19 protein-coding genes are annotated in these 16564 nt (G+C 71.9%); 9 read left to right on the top strand and 10 right to left on the bottom strand.

The features are described from left to right. Positions 1–104 precede the first annotated feature (104 nt). The 5 genes from miaB (at position 105) to ACZ5UI_RS08105 (ending at position 4309) form a co-directional block, all read left to right on the top strand. Positions 105–1430 carry a tRNA (N6-isopentenyl adenosine(37)-C2)-methylthiotransferase MiaB gene (miaB, locus tag ACZ5UI_RS08125; protein ID WP_464196060.1) on the top strand — a complete coding sequence of 442 codons (1326 nt, stop codon included), beginning with the start codon at positions 105–107 and terminating at the stop codon, positions 1428–1430. Between the two features lie 52 nt (positions 1431–1482). Next, the gene (locus tag ACZ5UI_RS08120; RefSeq protein WP_464196058.1) at positions 1483–1854 is read left to right on the top strand and encodes a hypothetical protein; all 372 of its coding nucleotides are present in this window, start codon (positions 1483–1485) and stop codon (positions 1852–1854) included. 55 nt (positions 1855–1909) lie between these two features. Beyond that, a complete protein-coding gene (locus ACZ5UI_RS08115) occupies positions 1910–2167 on the top strand; it encodes a hypothetical protein (RefSeq protein ID WP_464196056.1) in 258 nt (85 codons plus the stop codon). Positions 2168–2209: 42 nt separating this feature from the next. Continuing rightward, positions 2210–3268: a radical SAM protein gene (locus ACZ5UI_RS08110; RefSeq protein ID WP_464196054.1), complete on the top strand. Its 1059-nt coding sequence runs from the start codon at positions 2210–2212 to the stop codon at positions 3266–3268. A gap of 90 nt (positions 3269–3358) precedes the next feature. Further along, complete coding sequence (locus ACZ5UI_RS08105; RefSeq protein ID WP_464196052.1) at positions 3359–4309, top strand: mechanosensitive ion channel domain-containing protein; 951 nt, start codon at positions 3359–3361, stop codon at positions 4307–4309. Positions 4310–4313: 4 nt separating this feature from the next. Here the strand turns inward: ACZ5UI_RS08105 and ACZ5UI_RS08100 are convergent, their stop codons facing one another. After that, positions 4314–5105, bottom strand: a complete 792-nt coding sequence (locus ACZ5UI_RS08100; protein ID WP_464196050.1) for an SDR family NAD(P)-dependent oxidoreductase — start codon at positions 5103–5105, stop codon at positions 4314–4316. A gap of 25 nt (positions 5106–5130) precedes the next feature. On the opposite strand from ACZ5UI_RS08100, the gene miaA reads away from it, so the two are divergent. Both miaA and dapF read left to right on the top strand, forming a co-directional pair. Then, on the top strand, positions 5131–6045 hold the full coding sequence (gene miaA / locus ACZ5UI_RS08095; protein WP_464196048.1) for a tRNA (adenosine(37)-N6)-dimethylallyltransferase MiaA: 915 nt from the start codon (positions 5131–5133) through the stop codon (positions 6043–6045). Beyond that, entirely contained in the window at positions 6042–6854 is an 813-nt protein-coding gene (dapF, locus tag ACZ5UI_RS08090) for a diaminopimelate epimerase (protein WP_464196046.1), read from the top strand. The genes miaA and dapF overlap by 4 nt, the downstream gene beginning before the upstream one ends. On the opposite strand, the gene ACZ5UI_RS08085 is transcribed toward dapF, so the two are convergent. The 5 genes from ACZ5UI_RS08085 to ACZ5UI_RS08065 are packed head-to-tail and all read right to left on the bottom strand — an operon-like array spanning position 6851 to position 11130. Next, positions 6851–7177 carry an MmcQ/YjbR family DNA-binding protein gene (locus tag ACZ5UI_RS08085; protein ID WP_464196044.1) on the bottom strand — a complete coding sequence of 109 codons (327 nt, stop codon included), beginning with the start codon at positions 7175–7177 and terminating at the stop codon, positions 6851–6853. The genes dapF and ACZ5UI_RS08085 overlap by 4 nt on opposite strands. Before the next feature lie 15 nt (positions 7178–7192). Then, positions 7193–8113, bottom strand: coding sequence for a 2,3,4,5-tetrahydropyridine-2,6-dicarboxylate N-succinyltransferase (gene dapD, locus ACZ5UI_RS08080; RefSeq protein ID WP_464196042.1), 921 nt, complete (start codon positions 8111–8113; stop codon positions 7193–7195). An 11-nt stretch (positions 8114–8124) separates the two neighbouring features. Further along, on the bottom strand, positions 8125–9258 hold the full coding sequence (locus tag ACZ5UI_RS08075) for a pyridoxal phosphate-dependent aminotransferase (RefSeq protein ID WP_464196040.1): 1134 nt from the start codon (positions 9256–9258) through the stop codon (positions 8125–8127). Further along, on the bottom strand, positions 9249–10310 hold the full coding sequence (gene dapE, locus ACZ5UI_RS08070; RefSeq protein WP_464196038.1) for a succinyl-diaminopimelate desuccinylase: 1062 nt from the start codon (positions 10308–10310) through the stop codon (positions 9249–9251). The genes ACZ5UI_RS08075 and dapE overlap by 10 nt, the downstream gene beginning before the upstream one ends. Before the next feature lie 13 nt (positions 10311–10323). Continuing rightward, positions 10324–11130, bottom strand: coding sequence for an alpha/beta fold hydrolase (locus tag ACZ5UI_RS08065; RefSeq protein WP_464196036.1), 807 nt, complete (start codon positions 11128–11130; stop codon positions 10324–10326). A gap of 25 nt (positions 11131–11155) precedes the next feature. On the opposite strand from ACZ5UI_RS08065, the gene hflX reads away from it, so the two are divergent. Both hflX and dut read left to right on the top strand, forming a co-directional pair. After that, complete coding sequence (gene hflX / locus ACZ5UI_RS08060; RefSeq protein ID WP_464196034.1) at positions 11156–12454, top strand: GTPase HflX; 1299 nt, start codon at positions 11156–11158, stop codon at positions 12452–12454. Continuing rightward, entirely contained in the window at positions 12451–12882 is a 432-nt protein-coding gene (gene dut / locus ACZ5UI_RS08055; RefSeq protein ID WP_464196032.1) for a dUTP diphosphatase, read from the top strand. The genes hflX and dut overlap by 4 nt, the downstream gene beginning before the upstream one ends. A 6-nt stretch (positions 12883–12888) precedes the next feature. Here dut and ACZ5UI_RS08050 read toward each other — a convergent pair whose 3' ends face one another. From ACZ5UI_RS08050 to ACZ5UI_RS08035, 4 genes are read right to left on the bottom strand one after another with little or no spacing between them, the layout of a single operon-like run. Further along, positions 12889–13908 (bottom strand): glycine betaine ABC transporter substrate-binding protein, encoded by a 1020-nt coding sequence (locus ACZ5UI_RS08050; RefSeq protein WP_464196030.1) that lies wholly within the window; start codon positions 13906–13908, stop codon positions 12889–12891. Next, positions 13908–14612: an ABC transporter permease gene (locus ACZ5UI_RS08045; RefSeq protein WP_464196028.1), complete on the bottom strand. Its 705-nt coding sequence runs from the start codon at positions 14610–14612 to the stop codon at positions 13908–13910. Before ACZ5UI_RS08045 ends, ACZ5UI_RS08050 begins: the two co-directional genes overlap by 1 nt. Continuing rightward, positions 14612–15373, bottom strand: a complete 762-nt coding sequence (locus ACZ5UI_RS08040; RefSeq protein ID WP_464196026.1) for an ABC transporter permease — start codon at positions 15371–15373, stop codon at positions 14612–14614. Before ACZ5UI_RS08040 ends, ACZ5UI_RS08045 begins: the two co-directional genes overlap by 1 nt. Continuing rightward, positions 15370–16533 carry an ABC transporter ATP-binding protein gene (locus ACZ5UI_RS08035; protein ID WP_464196024.1) on the bottom strand — a complete coding sequence of 388 codons (1164 nt, stop codon included), beginning with the start codon at positions 16531–16533 and terminating at the stop codon, positions 15370–15372. The genes ACZ5UI_RS08040 and ACZ5UI_RS08035 overlap by 4 nt, the downstream gene beginning before the upstream one ends. Between the last annotated feature and the right edge of the window lie 31 nt (positions 16534–16564).

Here is a 16564-nt window from a genome sequence, read left to right as displayed (position 1 = left end):
GCGGTTGACCGTGCCCACACCGAGTCGGTGGGTTGCCGGCCCTTCGCAGGATGTTCGGACGCGCTCCTGCGAGGAGTGATGGGGCTCTACGCTTCGTGTCTGCGATGGCCGCCAAGCGATTCCACGTGACCACCTTCGGGTGCCAGATGAACGAGCACGACTCCGAGCGCATGAAGGGCATGCTCGAGTCGCTCGGGTACGCCGAGGCGCCGGAGGCCACGGACGCCGACCTGATCCTGTTCAACACCTGCTCGATCCGCGAGAAGGCCGACGAGCGGTTCATCTCGCACCTGCACAAGGCGAAGATGCTCAAGCGCTCCGATCCCGAGCGGATCATCGGCGTGGGTGGCTGCTGGGCGCAGTCGGTCAAGGACGACGTCTTCCGCCAGTTCCCGTTCGTCGACGTGGCCTTCGGCCCCGGCCAGGTGCACAAGCTGGCCGAGTTCCTCAACAGCGACTCGCTCAGCGCCCAGGGCTACTTCGAGTTCGAGGGCTTCACCGGCCACCTGCCGATGAAGCGGGCGCGGGACTTCCAGGCCTGGATGCAGATCTCGGTCGGCTGCAACTGCCGCTGCACGTACTGCATCGTCCCGTCCACGCGCGGGCGCGAGGTGTCGCGGCCGCTGGGCGAGCTGGTCTCCGAGGCGCGCCGGCTCGTCGGTGACGGCGTGCGCGAGGTGACGTTGCTGGGCCAGAACGTCAACGCCTACGGCCGTGACCTGCGCCCCGACCGCGCGGAGTTCTCCCAGTTGCTGCGCGAGCTGGACGCGATCGAGGGCCTGGACCGCATCCGCTACACCAGCCCGCACCCCAAGGACATGCGCGAGGACGTGATCCTCGCCCACGCCGAGCTGGCGTCCGTGTGCCCGCACATCCACCTGCCGCTGCAGGCGGGCAACTCACGCGTGCTGAAGGCGATGAAGCGGACCTACACGCGCGAGCGCTACATGGACCGCGTCGCGCTGATCCGCGAGCACGTCCCGGACGTCGCCATCACCACGGACATCATCGTCGGCTTCCCCGGCGAGACCGAGGAGGAGTTCGCCGAGACGCTCGCGGTGGCCGAGGAGGTCGGCTACGACAGCGCCTTCACGTTCATCTTCTCGCCCCGCCGGGGCACCGAGGCGGCGCTGCTGGAGGACGACGTGCCGCACGAGGTCAAGGTCGAGCGCATGCAGCAGCTGGTCGAGGTGATCCAGCGGCGGGCCGCGGAGCGCGCCCAGCGGTTCGTCGGGCGCACGATGGACGTGCTCGTCGAGGGCCGGTCGCGCCACGACGCCGACCGCATGCGCGGCCGGATCGGCCACAACAAGGTCGTCAACTTCGCGGGCATCGCGGAGCCGGGCCAGATCGTCCCGGTGGAGATCACCGCCGCGACGTCTCAGTCGTTACAGGGCGAGATGTCCTTGCTCGCGCTGGCTACGCGCTGAGCGTAGGCTCGCGCCGCTCCGCTTCACCGTCCCGCTCCAGAGAGGTCCCTGCATGCGCTTCAACCGCCGTTCGCTGGCGTTGTGCCTGGCTGTCCCCGCCCTGTTCGCCGTCGGGTGCGGCGGCGGCGACTCCGACGAGAGCCAGATCAAGGACATCATCAACGAGGTGGCCAACGATCCGCTGGCCATCTGCGACCACATCAGCGCGGCCGAGCTGAAGACCGTGTTCAAGGGCGATGCCGAGGACTGTCGCAAGGCCGGCAAGGAGGCCAAGGCCGACGAGACCGAGAAGGGCGACGTCGAGATCAAGACCGTCACCATCAACGGAGACAAGGCGACGGCGAAGATCGTCGACCACGAGGGCAAGGGCCAGACGCTGCAGTTCGCCAAGGACGGCGACGAGTGGGTGGCGTCGATCCAGTAGGCGCGTGCGAACGGGCTGGCGCGGGAACAACCGCGCCATGCCCGCTCGCACATCCATGCGTCGCACCCGGATCCTCGGTGCCGACCGCCGCACGCCCGGTGCCGACCTCGCCGCCGTCGAACGTGCGGCCGCGCCGCCGGTCGCGCAGGCCGGCGCCGTCCAGTCCGACGCGGCGCTTCGCCACCTCGGCCGCCTGAACGCGCACGATCGGGCGCAGCCGGCCTCCGGCGGGGGCGGGCTGCTGTTCCTCGCGCTGCTGATGATCGTCGGCGTCGCCGTGCTGCTCGTGCTGGCCGGGACCGGGAACCTGTAGCCGCCCCTCGCGTCCGTCCGCTCCGTATGCGAACATATGTTCGTGCGTTGGAGTGGACAGACCATCGAAGCCGAAGACCAGGCCCGGCTGCCGGGCTACCGCGACGGGGCGGTCATCCGCCACTTCGACGCGCCCGAGGCGCTCGACATCCGCTTCTACGAGGTGCACGCCAAGTCGGCGTTGAACCGCGTCCCGGAGGCGTCGCAGATGCCGTTCCGCTGGACGATCAACCCGTACCGCGGATGCACCCACGCCTGCACCTACTGCTTCGCCCGGCCCACGCACAAGTACTTGGACCTGGACGCGGGGCGGGACTTCGAGCGCGAGATCGTCGTCAAGGTCAACGCACCCGAGGTGCTGCGGGCCGAGCTGCGCCGCCCGTCGTGGACGGGCGAGCACGTGGCGCTGGGCACGAACACCGACCCGTACCAGTGGGTCGAGGGCCGGTATCAGCTGACGCGCGGGATCCTCGAGGCGCTGCGCGACGCGCACAACCCGTGCTCGGTGTTGACGAAGTCGCCGCTTGTCCTGCGGGATCTGGACCTGCTCAAGCAGATCGCGCAGGTGGCGCCGGTGAGCGCGAACTTCTCGGTGCCCACGCTTGACGAGCAGGAATGGCGGGCCAGCGAGCCCCACACGCCGCATCCCAAGGCGCGGCTGGAGGCGGTCGGTGAGCTCAACCGCGCGGGCATCCCGACGGGGATCCTGATCGCGCCGCTGATGCCGGGGATCAACGATCGGCCCGAGCAGGTCGAGCGGATCCTCGAGCTGGCGGCCGAGCACGGCGCGAGCGGCGTGACCGGCATCGCGCTGCATCTGCGCGGCGACGTGCGGCTGGTGTTCATGGACTGGCTGCGCTCCTACCGGCCCGACCTGGTGGCGCGCTACGAGGAGCTGTACGCGCGGGGCGGGTACGCGCCCGAGGTCGAGCGCCGCCGGCTCACCGGGCTGGTGCGCGCCGACCGGGGCGTCTCGCTCATGCCGTCGGAGGGCGGTGACCACCGCGGCGCGCGACGCGCGACGTGGGGGATGGGCCACCGCGAGCCACGGCGAGAGGAGGTGAGGCGCGAGCCGTCGGTTCTGCAGCAATCACTCTTCTGAGGGCATGTCGTCATGCTGTTTGCAGGACGTTTCGCCCCAACAGTGTCGGGCATCACACACGATCGACCCATGCCCAGGCAAAAAGACCACATGCCGCGCGATCGCATGCGCAAGATGCTGGAGACCCGGTCCCACTCGTGGGCCGAGGTCGGCCTGGCCCGGCAGCTGAGCCGGGCGGCGGTCAAGCGGGCGCGCATCGAGGTGCTGCTGCTGATCCCGCTGATCGCGGGCGTGGCGCTCCTCTACAGCTACCGCGACGACATCTTCGGCAAGGAGCTGGCCACGGCGGTGCGGTGGGCGACGGTGGTCGCGCTGCTCGCGCTGGGCTGGGGGTTCGCGCGCTCGATCGGTCGGTCGCTGGGCCCGCTGCTGTTCCGCCGGCTCGATCCGGCCACCGCGGGCACGGTCGGCTTCCTGCTGCGCCTGGCCACGATCGTCATCACGGCGCTGGTCGCGCTGCGGATCGCGGGCCTGTCGACGCGCTCGCTGACCGTCGGCGGTGCGTTCACCGCGGTCATCCTCGGTCTGGCCGCGCAGCAGACGCTCGGCAACCTGTTCGCGGGGCTCGTGCTGCTCAGCGCGCGGCCGTTCCGGGTCGGCGAGCGCGTGCGCCTACAGGGCGGGGGCCTGGCCGGCAACATCGAGGGCGTGGTCAGCCAGTTGGGGCTGCTCTACACGGTCTTCGCCGACGGCGAGGACGAGATCATGGTGCCCAACAACGTGGTGCTGGCGGTCGCCGTGATCCCGTTGCGCGAACCCGACGCGGTGGACATGCGCGCCCGCCTGCGGCCCGGCGTCACGCCGGCGGACATCCAGAAGCTGCTGGAGAAGGAGGTCGACGTGCCGCTGCTCGAGCGCCCGCAGATCATCCTGGAGGAGCTCGACGGGCAGGAGGTCGTCGTGCGCATCCGGGCCACGCCGATCGCCTCCAACGACGGCCCGCGGCTGGCCAGCGAGATCCTCTCCGCCGTCTCGCGCGAGACGCCCGGCGGGCGCGACGGCGTCGTGCCCGAGCCGGTCAGCGGCGAGGCGCGCGCCTAGGCCGCTAGCGCTTGTTGCGCTGACCCTCGGCCAGCTGGCCGGCCACCTTGCCCGCCCCGAGCTTGCGGGCCAGCTTGCCCGACGTCTCCGGGAACACCTGTGACAGGAGCGCGCCCCCGCGGAGCCCGAGCGGGGCGACGTCGAGCTCGGCCCGGTTGTGCTCGACCGCCTTGAGGGTGGCCTCCGCGACCTCGTCCGGCGTGCGGGTGCCGACGCCCTTGGGAAGGGTCGTGCCGGCCTCGTGGAACATGCCCGCGTCGCGGATGAAGCCGGGGAAGATCACGCTGACGCCGACGCCGCGATCGCGCCAGTCCTCGCGCAGCCCGAGGCCGAAGCCGCGCAGGCCGAACTTCGTGGCGCTGTAGAGCGACGAGCCCGCCTGCGCCGCCTTGCCCGACAGCGACGAGATCAGCGCGATGTGGCCGCCGCCGCGCTGGGCCATCAGCGGCGCCAGCGCGCGCGACAGGATGATCGGCGCGCGCAGGTTGACGTCCAGCGCGCGGTCGATCTCGTTGACGGAGAAGCCCTCGATCCGCCCGCTGGCCGGCAGCGCGGCGTTGGCGATCAGGATGTCGACCTCAGCGGAGGCATCGATGAGCCGCTGCACGTCGTCGGCGTCGGCCAGGTCGATGGCCAGCACCTGGGCCGACAGCTCCGCGGCGAGCGGTTCGAGCACGTCGGTCCGACGGCCCGTCAGCACGAGCTTGGCTCCGCGGCTCGCGAAGGTCCGGGCGATCGCCTGACCGATCCCTCCGGTCGCGCCGGTCACCAGCACGGTCTTGCCAGAGACGTCCATGGCCGGGCAGCCTACGCTGCGCGCGATGCCCGCGTCTGGAACCGTCCTGGCCGTCTTCGGCCCCACCGGCGTGGGCAAGACGGCGCTGGCCATCGCGATCGCCGACCTCCTGCGCACGCGCGGCGACGACCCGGTGGCGATCTCCGCCGACGCCCTGCAGGTGTACCGCGGCCTGGAGGTCCTGACCGGCGTGGCCAGCCTCGCCGAGCAGGCCCGTCTCGAGCACCGGCTGGTGTCGTTCGTCCCCGTCGATGCGCGCTTCTCCGTCGCCGAGCACGCGCGGCTGGCCCACGCCGAGATCGACGGTCTGCTGGACGCGGGACGCACACCGATCGTCGTCGGCGGCACCGGCCTGTACCTGCGCGCCGCCCTGGCCGAGCTCGAGCTGCGCCCGGTCGCGCCCGACGAGATCCGGGCCCGCTGGACCGACGCGCTCCAGCGCGAGGGCGCACCCGCACTGCACGCCGAGCTGCGCCGCCGGGCCGCCTGGGCGGCCGACGGCGTCGCCCCCAACGACGCGCATCGCATCGTCCGCCTGCTCGAGCTCGACGATCTGGGCGAGCTGGAGCCACCCGACGAACGCAAGCCCAACCAGCTGTGGACGGAGCAGACGCGTCACCCGACGCGGCTGTTCGGGGTGACGATGGACCGCGAGGCGCTGTACGCGCGCATCGACGCGCGGGTCGACGCGATGGTCGCGGCGGGCGCGATCGAGGAGGTGCGGGCCGCCAACGCCGCAGGCGCGTCGGAGACCGCCCGCAAGGCGCTCGGTTTTCCCGATCTGCTCGCGGGCGATGTCGAGGCGATGAAGCGCCGCACGCGCAACTACGCCCGCCGTCAGCTGACCTGGATGCGCAAGCTGCCCGGGGTGGAGCTGGTCGACCTGACCGACCGCTCACCCCAGGAGGCGGCCGCGGGGCTACTGTCGGACGCCGCATGACCTCCATCCCGTTCGAGAAGTGGCAGGCGCTGGGGAACGACTACCTGATCGTCGAGGCCCGCCGTCTGGCCGCGCCGCTGAGCGCCGAGCAGGTGCGCGCGCTGTGCCATCGCCACTTCGGGATCGGCGCCGATGGCGTGCTGGTGCTGGAGGAGATCGACGAGCCGGGGTTCGTGGCCGACCTGCGGATCTTCAACCCCGACGGCTCGGAGGCCGAGCTGTCGGGCAACGGCGCGCGCGAGGCGATCATGTACCTGTACCGCCGGGGCTGGACCGACCGGCGGCAGTTCTCGATCCGCACGATCGCCGGCGAGATCCGCCCGACGATCCTCGACGAGACCCACTGCCGCGTGGACATGGGCCGGGCCTCGCTGCACTCGCTCAAGGACTACCCGAGCGGCACCGACGACGGCCGGGGCGAGATCGTGGGCATGGAGTTCCAGTTCGTCTCGATCGGCAACCCGCAGTGCGCGATCCGCGTCGACGACCCGGATGCCATCGACCTGTCGGCGATCGGCCCGCGGATCGAACACGCCCCGGCGTTCCCCAACCGCACGAACGTGTCCTTCTGGGCCCCGATCGACGACGCCACGATCCGGGCGCGCATCTTCGAACGCGGCGTCGGCGAGACCCTGTCCAGCGGCACCGGCGCGACCGGCGCTGCCGTGGCCCACGTCGTCCGCGGCGGCGATTCGCCGGTCACGGTCAAGCTCGACGGGGGAGAGCTCCTGGTCGACGTCGAGGACGACCTGCACGTCGACCTGACCGGCTGGGCCGTGCCCGTGTTCGCGGGGGAGATCGACCTCTAGCCGAATCGCTCGCGCACGAGCTTCTTCGGCGCGACCTCGGCCCAGGCCAGCTCGACGAGCTCGCCCAGCTCGTCGGCCGGCACCGCGGCGAGATCCACGCCGGTGCGGTGCAGCTGGCCCCACACGACGTCCGTGAAGACGTCGGGCCGCTGCGCGATCAGCGCTCGGTGCTCGTCCATCGGCAGGCGGAGGTTGGCCCGGCCCGCCTCGGGCATCGTCACGAACAGCTTCGTGCCGACCCGGAACGACGGCCGCCCGTGGTGGTCATGCTCCTCGGCGCCCGGGAGCGCGAGCGCGAAGCGGCGGACGTCCTGCTGGTCCATCTGCCGGCCGTCGCCTCAGTCGTTGGCGTGCAGGGCGGCGTTGAGGCCGCCCCAGCTGCCGCTGCGCGGCACGGCGACGACGGCGCCGGTCTGGCTGTCGCGGCGGAACAGGAGGTTGGACTGGCCCGCGAGGTCGCGGGCCTTGACCACGCTGTCGTCGGGCATCGTCACGCGGGTGCCGGCGGTGATGTAGAGGCCGGCCTCGATCACGCAGTCGTCGCCCAGCGGGATCCCCAGGCCGGCGTTGGCGCCGAGCAGGCAGCGCTCGCCCAGGGAGATAACCTGCTTGCCGCCGCCCGACAGGGTGCCCATGATCGAGGCGCCGCCGCCGATGTCGGTGCCGTTGCCGACGACCACGCCAGCGCTGATGCGGCCTTCGACCATCGACTCGCCGAGCGTGCCCGCGTTGTAGTTGACGAAGCCCTCGTGCATGACGGTGGTGCCGGGCGCCAGATGGGCGCCGAGGCGCACGCGGTCGGCGTCGGCGATGCGCACGCCGGAGGGCACGACGTAGTCGACCATGCGCGGGAACTTGTCGACGCCGAACACGGTCAGCCACTCGCCCTGCGACCGCGCCGCCAGCTGGACCTCGCCGATGCGCTCCAGCGGGACGGGGCCGCGCGACGTCCAGGCCACGTTGGGCAGCACGCCGAAGATCCCGTCCAGGTTGACCTCGTGGGGCTTGACCAGTCGGTGGGACAGCAGGTGCAGGCGCAGGTAGGCGTCCGGCACGCGCGTGGGCGCGGCATCGAGGTCGAAGATCGTCGTCTGGACCATCTCGAACTGCACGGCCCGAACGGCGTCGTCGGGCGGCGTGGCCAGCTCGACACGCGTCGGCTCATCGGACAGAACCGGGGCGGGGTAGAAGACCTCGAGCATGCCGCCGGTGGCGGTGTCGATCGTGGCCAGGCCAATGGCGGAAGCGGTACGCGGCATCGCCTGTGACCTTATCCCGCCCGCAACAGCGCGGCCGCCTGCTCGCACTCGGCGACGGTCGGCACGAGCGCGACGCGCACGTGGCCCTCGCCACCGGCGCCCAGGTACGACCCCGGCGCCATCACCAGGCCCCGCTCCAGCCAGCGGGCGGCGAACGCCTCGTCGTCGCCGTCGGGCACCGCCAGCCACAGGAAGAACGAGGCCGGGCCGCCGACCAGCTCCAGCCCCGCCGCCTCCAGCGCCGGCAGCAGCACCGCGCGCTTGCGGGCGTAGCGCTCGCGGGTCTGCACGACGTGGGCGTCGTCGTCCCAGGCGGCGATCGACGCGCGCTGGAGAAACCGCTGCGGCGCCGTCCCGACGTTGGGGCGGTGCTTGCGCAGCACGCCGATCCACGCCGGGTCCCCGGCCACGAAACCCGACCGGTAGCCCGGCATCGACGAGCGCTTGGACAGCGAGTGGAAGGACAGGACCCCGGTCCGATCGGCCAGCTGCAGCGCCGACGGTGGCGCGTCGCCGTCGAACCACAGCTCGACGTACGCCTCGTCGACGGCCAGCAGCGCGCCCGCCGCGCGGCAGCGCGCCGCCGCCTGCTCGAGGTAGTCCAGCGAGGCCACGGCGCCCGTCGGGTTGGCCGGCGAGGCGATCCACAGGACGGCCAGCCGGTCCCAGGGCACCGCGTCGAGGTCGGGCAGCCACCCGCCCGCCGCGCTGGTGGCCAGCGCGGCCACGTCGACCCCGGCCACCGCGGCGGAACGCTCCGGCACGGGGTAGCCGGGCGTGGCGGCCGCGATCACCTCGCCGGGCTGGGCCGCGATCTGCGCGAGGCCGTAGATCGCCTCCTTGGAGCCGTAGGAGGGGATCACCTCGGTGTCGGGATCGATCGTGGCGCCGAACCGGCGCGCGACCCAGCCCGCGATCGAGGTGCGCAGCTCGGGCAGGCCCGCGGCGGCCGGGTAGGGCGACACGGGCTCGGCCTCGACCGCCTCGCACAGCGCGCGCCGGATGAAGGGCGGCGTCTCCTCGCGCGGCTCGCCGACGCCGAAGTCGATCAGCGTCACGCCGGCGGCCGCGACCCGCTCGCGGGCCTCGGCCAGGCGCACGAACGGGTACGTGCCCATCGCGGCGATGGCCGGGTTCAGCGACACAGCAGCTGTTCCAGGACGGCGTAGGAGCGGACGAGCGCCTCGATCGACACCTGCTCGTCGACCGTGTGCGCGAACGCCGGGTCGCCCGGGCCGAAGTTGACGGCGTCGACGCCGGCGGCGCCGAACTCGGCCACCGGGGTCCAGGCCTGCTTGGGCTCGGGCTCGCCGACCAGCCCGGTCAGGCGATCCACCAGCGGGTTGCCCACCGGGACCGGCCCGGAGGGCGCGTGGCCGGTGACGGCCAGCTCGCCGTACGGATCGCACCACTCGTGCAGGCGCGCCTCGGCGGCGGCCATCGAGCGTCCCGGCGGGTAGCGGTGGTTGACCTGCGCGACCGCCGTGGCCGGCACCACGTTGAGCGCGACGCCGCCGCTGATCGTCGTGGTCGACACCACTTCGCGGTACTCCAGGCCGCCGAACGCGTGCACCTCGTGGGGGACCTGCGCCAGGGCGTGGACGCCCTCGGCCAGGCGGTGGATCGCGTTGTCGGCCAGCCATGGGCGAGCCGAGTGCCCGGCACGCCCGGTGAAGGTCCAGGTGGCGTTGACGTTGCCCAGGCACCCGAGCTGGAGGCGGTTGCCGGTCGGCTCCATGACCACGACCAGGTCCGCGGTGCGCAGACCGGGCTCGCGCTCCAGCAGCGGCGTCAGCGCGCTGTCGCCGAACGGCAGCTCCTCGCGCCCGAACCACACGAACCCGACGTCGACGGCGGTGTCCAGGGCGGCCAGGGCCAGCTCGAGCATGACGGCGTCGGCGCCCTTCATGTCGGTGGTGCCCAGCCCCAGCACGCGACCGTCGGCGATGCGCCCGGGGAGGTTGCCCTGCTCGGGCACCGTGTCGAGGTGGCCGGCCAGCAGCACGAGCGGGCGGTCGCGGCGGGCCGTGACGCCGGCCAGCACGCAGGTGTCGCCAGCGTCGCGGGCGGTCACGCCGCCCGCGTGCAGGACGTGCAGCAGGTGCGAGGCCAGCGGGTCCTCCGCCCGCGACGGCGAGCGCACGTTGACCAGCTCGAGCGTGCGGCGGGCCAGGCGATCGGAGAGTTCGGCCGTCATCCGGCCGCGCACACTACCCGTGGAGATTGGCCAGGAAGAGCTCGAGCTCGGCGGTCACCGCGCTGGGGTTCTCGATCGGCGAGTGGTGCCCGGCCGCGGGGATCAGCTCGAAGCGCGCGCCCGGGATCGCGTCGGCCAGCCGGCGTCCGAGGTCGGGCGGCGTGGCCATGTCATCCTCGCCGGTCAGCACGAGCGTCGGGGTGCGGATCGCCGTGACCTGGTCGTGCACGTCGTCGCGGTCGAACACCGCGCGGGCGGCCAGATAGCCGCCGTCGCGCGGGATCTGGAGCATCAGCTGCTGCTCCAGCGCGAGCATGTCCGGCCGCGCGGTGCGCCACGGCTCGCCGAACAGCACCATCGAGGCCGCGCCGATGGCCTGCTCGCGGGTGGGCTCGTCGCCGTCGCGCATCATCACCGCGAGCTGCTCGTAGGCGGGCTTGGCCTCGGGGTTCTCCGGGCCGGCGGTGGTGTCGAGCAGCACCAGGCCGCGCACCAGCTCCGGGTAGCGGTAGGCCAGGCGCATGAAGACCATGCCGCCCTGCGAGAGCCCGACGAGCACGGCGGGCGTCTGGCCCAGCACGCGCAGCAGCGCGACGGTGTCCTGCACCAGATCGTCGAAGCCGAACCCGGTCGCCCGCCAGCTCGATTCGCCGTGCGCGGGCCAGTCGAGCGAGACGCAGCGATAGCGGTCGCGCAGCGCGTCGATCTGGGCCCGGAACATCTGCTTGTTGGCCAGCAGACCGTGACCGAACAGGACGAGCGGGCCGGACCCCTCGTCGACGTACGCGTAGGGGACCCCGTTGACCTCGGTGATGGGCATGGGCGGACCCTAGAATGAATCGGGAATGGACCGCGGCAGACACGGGCGCAAGACCGAGACCCACGCAGCCAACGGCGCGACCCCCGGTCGCGCGCGTCAGCGTGCGCTGATGATCGCCGCGCTGCCCGAGGGCGAAGACCTGTCCGAGCTCAGCGAGCTGCTGCGCACCGCCGGCGTGGCCGTCGTCGGCCAGGAGATCCAGCATCGCGAGAAGCCGCACCCCAACACCTACCTCGGGCAGGGCAAGCTCGAGGAGGTCAAGGCGCTGGCCAAGCGGCTGGACGCCAACGTCATCGCCTGCGACGACGAGCTGACCCCGCGCCAGGAGCGCAACCTGGAGAAGGAGCTGGGCATCGCGGTGGTCGACCGCACCGCCGTGATCCTCGGCATCTTCGCCGATCACGCCAACACGGCCGAGGGCAAGCTGCAGGTCGAGCTCGCCCAGCTGCAGTACAACATGGCCCGCATGCGTGGGCTGTGGACCCACCTCGAGCGCCTCAGCGCGGCGGGCGGCGGCACCCTGACCCGCGGACCGGGCGAGACGCAGATCGAGACCGACCGCCGCCTGGCCCGCGACCGCATCACCGCGCTGCGCCGCCGTCTGGCCGAGGTCAAGGGCGCGCGCGCGACCATGCGCGCCGAGCGCGACCGCGCGCACGTGCCGCAGGTCGCCCTGGCCGGCTACACCAACGCGGGCAAGTCGACGCTGCTCAACGCGCTGACCGGCGCGGAAGTCGGCGTGCGCGACCGCCTCTTCCACACGCTCGACCCGACCACGCGCTCGATGGAGATCGCCGGCAAGCGCTACCTGATGACCGACACCGTCGGGTTCATCAAGAAGCTGCCCCACCAGCTGGTCGACGCGTTCGGCGCCACGCTGGACGAGACGAAGCTGGCCGACCTGATCCTCCACGTCGTCGACGCGTCGGCGCCCGAGGAGGAGGTCGACGTGATGCTCAAGGCGGTCGACGACGTCCTGGACGAGATCGGCGCCGGCGAGCGGCCGCGACTGCTCGTGCTCAACAAGGCCGACGCGCTGGACGACGAGCGCCGCCGCGAGCTGAGCTTCCGCCACCCCGACGGCATCCTCGTCTCCGCCGCCACCGGCGAGAACCTCGACACGCTACGCGAGCAGATCGAGGAGGCATTCGCCAAGACCCTGCGCCGCATCGACGTCCTGCTGCCCTACGCCGAGGGCGGCCGCCTGGCCGAGCTGCACGAGATCGCCGGCGACCTCGAGCGCGAGGACACCGCCGAGGGCGTGCGCATTCGCGCGACCGTCCCGCCCACGGTCGCCGACCGCTTCGCTGCCTTCAGCGCATGAGGCTCGCCATCCAGCGGCTGCGCCCGGACGCGCGCATGCCCACCCGCGCGCACGACGACGACGCCGGCCTGGACCTGTACGCCGTCGAGGCGGTCACCCTGGCGCCCGGTGCCCGGGCCGCGGTGTCGACGGGCATCGCCATCGAGCTCCCGTCCCGCCATGCGGGGCTGGTGCTGCCGCGCTCCGGGCTGGCCGCCCAGCACGGCATCTCGCTGGTCAACGCGCCCGGCCTGATCGACGCGGGCTATCGCGGGGAGATCCGCGTCCTGCTGCTCAACACCGACCGCGAGGCGACCTTCGAGATCGCCCCGGGCGATCGCATCGCCCAGCTGGTGGTCACGCGCATCGAGGCGCCCGACCTGGTGGAGCTGGACGAGCTGCCGCCGACGGATCGGGCCGCCGGCGGCTTCGGCTCGTCAGGCCGCTAGCGGCACTCAGCCGGTGTAGCCCGACTCCTGCAGGTAGGCCTTGGCCACGTCGGCCGGGGTCTCCTTGTCGAGATCGACGCGGGCGATCAGCTCCTGGATGGCCGGGGCGGTGAGGCCCTGGTTGACCGTCTCGATCGTCTTCTGCAGATCCGGGCCGGCCTTGTCGATGAAGTCCTGCGTGACGAGGAACGTCGAGTTGTACGGCGGGAAGATGTGCTTGTCGTCGCTGAGCAGCACCTCACCGTCGCGCTTGATCTGCGGGTCGGTCGTGTAGACGATCGACACGTCGGCCTGCCCCTTCTCGAGCACCTCGTGGCGCAGCGCGGGATCGACGGGCACGAACTTCTTGAACTTCAGCCCGTAGGTGTTCTCCAGCCCGAGCAGGCAGTCGTTGCGCTGGCGGCACTCCGGCGTGCCGTACAGCGTCAGGTCCTGCGACTTGCCCTTCAGGTCGGAGATCGACTTCAGCCCGAGCTTCTCCGCGGTCTCGGCGCTGACCGCGACCTCGTTGGAGTTCGTGAACGGCGTCGGCGGCAGCGCGTCGATGCCGTCCTTGGCGAAGTCGGTCTTGACCATGTCGTAGGCCTGCTGGGAGTCGATGCCCTCCAGCTCGTCGGTGGGCGTGTTGAAGAACGACAGCAGCGCCGTGCCGGTGTACTCCGGATAGGCGTCGATCTGCCCGTCCTTGAGGGCCTTCAGCGCGGTCTTCTCGTCGCCGAGGTTCAGCTCGGTGTCGACCGTGTAGCCCGCGGCCTCCAGCGCCTGGGCGTAGATCTCGCCGAGGATCTTCTGCTCGGTGAAGTTCTTGGAGCCGACCGTGATGTTGGTCGCGGAGTTGTCGGGGTTGGACTGGATCTGCGTGCTGCTGGCCGCCGTGGTGTCGGAGCCGGTCGTGGCGGGGGCCGCGGCGGTCGACGTCGCGCCGCCCGTGGCGCTCGACGTGGAGCTGTCGTCGTCGGAGCCGCAACCGACGCCGACCAGCGCGATTGCGGCGGCGGCCATCACGGCCAGGGTGGTCTGTCTCATCAGGTCGTGCCTCCTGAGGGCTGTTGGGAGATGCGGATGCCGCGCGGAACCGCGGCCCGCTGGAGCAGAGCGAACAACGCCTCGGCGGCCACGGCGAGCAGCGCGACGAGGATCGCGGCGCCGAGGCGGCCTTCGTCGCCGTAGACGCCGCCGGCGATGATCGGGTCGCCGAGGGTGAGCACGCCGGCCAGCGGCGCGATCGTGGCGGTGGCGATCACGTTGACGACGGAGGTGCGCACGCCGCCCATGACCAGCGGCATGGCCAGCGGCAGCTCGACGCGGCGGACGATCTGGGTGCCGGACATGCCGATCCCCCGGGCCGCGTCGACCGTCTCGCGGTCGACCTGTCTGACGCCGACGTAGGTGTTGGTGAGGATCGGCGGGATGGCCAGCAGGACGAGCGCGAGCGTCACGTTGGTGAAGCCGACGCCGAGGTAGGCCACGAAGAAGGCGATCAGCGCGAGGCTGGGGACGGCGCGGCCCACGTTGGCGATCGAGGTGGCCAGGAACTCGCCCTTGCCGATGTGGCCCAGCCACAGCGCCAGCGGCACGGCGATGATCACCGCGATGGCCACCGAGACGGCGGTCAGCTCGAGGTGCTTGCCCAGCAGCGGCAGCAGCTGGTCGCCGCCGATCTGCGCGCCGCCGGCCTGCGACTCGCGCGAGTGGATGATGAAGTCGATGGCGCCGCCGAACTGGCTCATCAGGCGGTGGCCTCCCGGCGGACCATCCAGGGCCGCGTGCGGCGCTTGCGCTCGCCGCCGGCGGCACGCATCCACGGCGTCAGCAGGCGCTGGACACCGAGCAGGATCACGTCGAAGGCGATGGCCAGCAGCAGGCAGAGCAGCCCGGCCACGACGACGTTGGACTTGAAGGTGATGTCGGCGAAGATCTCGCCGCCCAGCCCGCCGGCGCCGGCGAAGAAGGCCAGCGTGGCCAGCCCGACCGTCGTCGTCGCGGCGATGCGCAGGCCGGCGATGATCTCGGGCAGCGCCAGGGGCAGCTCGACCTTCCACAGCACCTGGCGGTCGGTGAATCCGATCCCGCGGGCGGCGTCGACCGTCTCCACCGGGACGTTCTGCAGGCCGGTGATGATGTTGCGAAACAGGATCAGCAGCGTGTAGGAGGTCAGCGCGATCAGCGCCGTGAAGGCGCCGCGGCCGGTCAGCGGCTGCAGCAGGAAGAAGACGGCGATCGACGGCAGCGTGTAGAGCACCCCGGTGACGCCGACGATCGGCCCGATCAGCCAGTGGCGGCGGTGGGCGATCAGCGCCAGCGCGAACGCGATCACGAAGCCGCACACGACCGCGATCACCGACAGGTACACGTGCTGCCAGAACGGGTGCAGGTAGCGGTCGAGGTTGTCGACGATCCACGACGGGCAGAAGCCGTTGTTGGCGACGCAGCTGTCGCCGCCCCCGCCGCCGTCGGCGCTGCGGTCGTGGATGACCAGCTGGGCGATCACGTCTCGCTCACCCCGGCCCGCTCCGGCGGGCTCTCCTCCCGGATGTCGCGCTCGGCCAGCAGGTGGCTGATGATCTCGACGGACAGCACGCCGACGACCGCGCCGCGCGCGTCGACCACCGGCGCGTACTGGGTCCCGGCCTGGAGGATCTCGGCCAGCGCGTCGCGCAGCACGTTGTCGCGATCGATCAGCGGGACCGCGGGGGAGTCGGCGGGCCGGCTGACCGTGTCGGTGCGGGCCAGATCGCGCTCCGACAGCCAGCCCAGCGGCCGGCCATCGCCGTCGACCAGCAGGGGATAGGGGACCTCGGACGCGGCGGCACGCTCGCGGGCGGCGGCGGTCGGCTCGCCCTCGCGCACCAGCGGCGCCTCCCACAGATCCAGGTCGCGCACGCGCAGCAGGGCCAGACGCTTGAGCGCGCGGTCGGCGCCGACGAAGTCCTCGACGAAGTCGTCGGCGGGTGAGACCAGCAGCTCGGCCGGCGTGGCGTACTGGGCCAGGATCCCGCCGACCTTCATCACCGCGACCTTGTCGCCCATCTTGATCGCCTCGTCGATGTCGTGGGTGACGAAGACGATCGTCTTGCGCAGCTGGGCCTGGAGGCGCAGGAACTCGTTCTGCAGGCGCTCGCGGTTGATCGGGTCGATGGCGCCGAACGGCTCGTCCATGAGCATCAGCGGCGGATCGCAGGCCAGCGCGCGGGCCACGCCCACGCGTTGGCGCTGGCCTCCCGACAGCTGCGCGGGGTAGCGGCGGCCCAGCGCGGGATCGAGCCCGACGAGATCGAGCAGCTCGGCCACGCGCGCGTCGGTGCGCTTGCCGTCCCAGCCCAGCAGCTTGGGCACGGCGGCCACGTTCTCGGCGATCGTCTGGTGCGGGAACAGGCCGATCTGCTGGATCACGTAGCCGATCTCGCGGCGCAGCTGGGCCGGCTCGCGGTCGCGCACGCTGCGCCCGCCGATGCGGATGTCGCCGGAGGAGATGTCGACCATCCGGTTGACCATGCGCATCGCGGTCGTCTTGCCGCAGCCGGACGGACCCACCAGCACGCAGATCTCACCGGCCGGGACCTCGAACGAGAGGTTGCAGATGACGGGCGCGTCAGAGCCGGGGTACTGCTTGCTGACATCGTCGAACTGGAGGGAGGCCGGGTCGGTCAATTCTCAATAATCCCGATCGGGTTTTGAATCG

This window comes from Conexibacter sp. JCM 18997 (assembly GCF_055391915.1).
Note: the sequence above shows the minus strand (reverse complement) of the source record. Positions and strands in the feature narration are given on the sequence as shown.

What these genes read in the sequence shown, in the direction of transcription:
- miaA (WP_464196048.1), top strand. Translation starts at nt 5,131, where the DNA reads ATGCCCGCGTCTGGAACCGTCCTGGCCGTCTTCGGCCCCACCGGCGTG.
- ACZ5UI_RS08085 (WP_464196044.1), bottom strand. Translation starts at nt 7,177, where the DNA reads ATGGACCAGCAGGACGTCCGCCGCTTCGCGCTCGCGCTCCCGGGCGCC.
- dapD (WP_464196042.1), bottom strand. Translation starts at nt 8,113, where the DNA reads ATGCCGCGTACCGCTTCCGCCATTGGCCTGGCCACGATCGACACCGCC.
- miaB (WP_464196060.1), top strand. Translation starts at nt 105, where the DNA reads ATGGCCGCCAAGCGATTCCACGTGACCACCTTCGGGTGCCAGATGAAC.
- hflX (WP_464196034.1), top strand. Translation starts at nt 11,156, where the DNA reads ATGGACCGCGGCAGACACGGGCGCAAGACCGAGACCCACGCAGCCAAC.
- dapE (WP_464196038.1), bottom strand. Translation starts at nt 10,310, where the DNA reads ATGACGGCCGAACTCTCCGATCGCCTGGCCCGCCGCACGCTCGAGCTG.
- ACZ5UI_RS08065 (WP_464196036.1), bottom strand. Translation starts at nt 11,130, where the DNA reads ATGCCCATCACCGAGGTCAACGGGGTCCCCTACGCGTACGTCGACGAG.
- ACZ5UI_RS08045 (WP_464196028.1), bottom strand. Translation starts at nt 14,612, where the DNA reads ATGAGCCAGTTCGGCGGCGCCATCGACTTCATCATCCACTCGCGCGAG.
- ACZ5UI_RS08100 (WP_464196050.1), bottom strand. Translation starts at nt 5,105, where the DNA reads ATGGACGTCTCTGGCAAGACCGTGCTGGTGACCGGCGCGACCGGAGGG.
- dut (WP_464196032.1), top strand. Translation starts at nt 12,451, where the DNA reads ATGAGGCTCGCCATCCAGCGGCTGCGCCCGGACGCGCGCATGCCCACC.
- ACZ5UI_RS08050 (WP_464196030.1), bottom strand. Translation starts at nt 13,908, where the DNA reads ATGAGACAGACCACCCTGGCCGTGATGGCCGCCGCCGCAATCGCGCTG.
- ACZ5UI_RS08115 (WP_464196056.1), top strand. Translation starts at nt 1,910, where the DNA reads ATGCGTCGCACCCGGATCCTCGGTGCCGACCGCCGCACGCCCGGTGCC.
- dapF (WP_464196046.1), top strand. Translation starts at nt 6,042, where the DNA reads ATGACCTCCATCCCGTTCGAGAAGTGGCAGGCGCTGGGGAACGACTAC.
- ACZ5UI_RS08105 (WP_464196052.1), top strand. Translation starts at nt 3,359, where the DNA reads ATGCCGCGCGATCGCATGCGCAAGATGCTGGAGACCCGGTCCCACTCG.
- ACZ5UI_RS08120 (WP_464196058.1), top strand. Translation starts at nt 1,483, where the DNA reads ATGCGCTTCAACCGCCGTTCGCTGGCGTTGTGCCTGGCTGTCCCCGCC.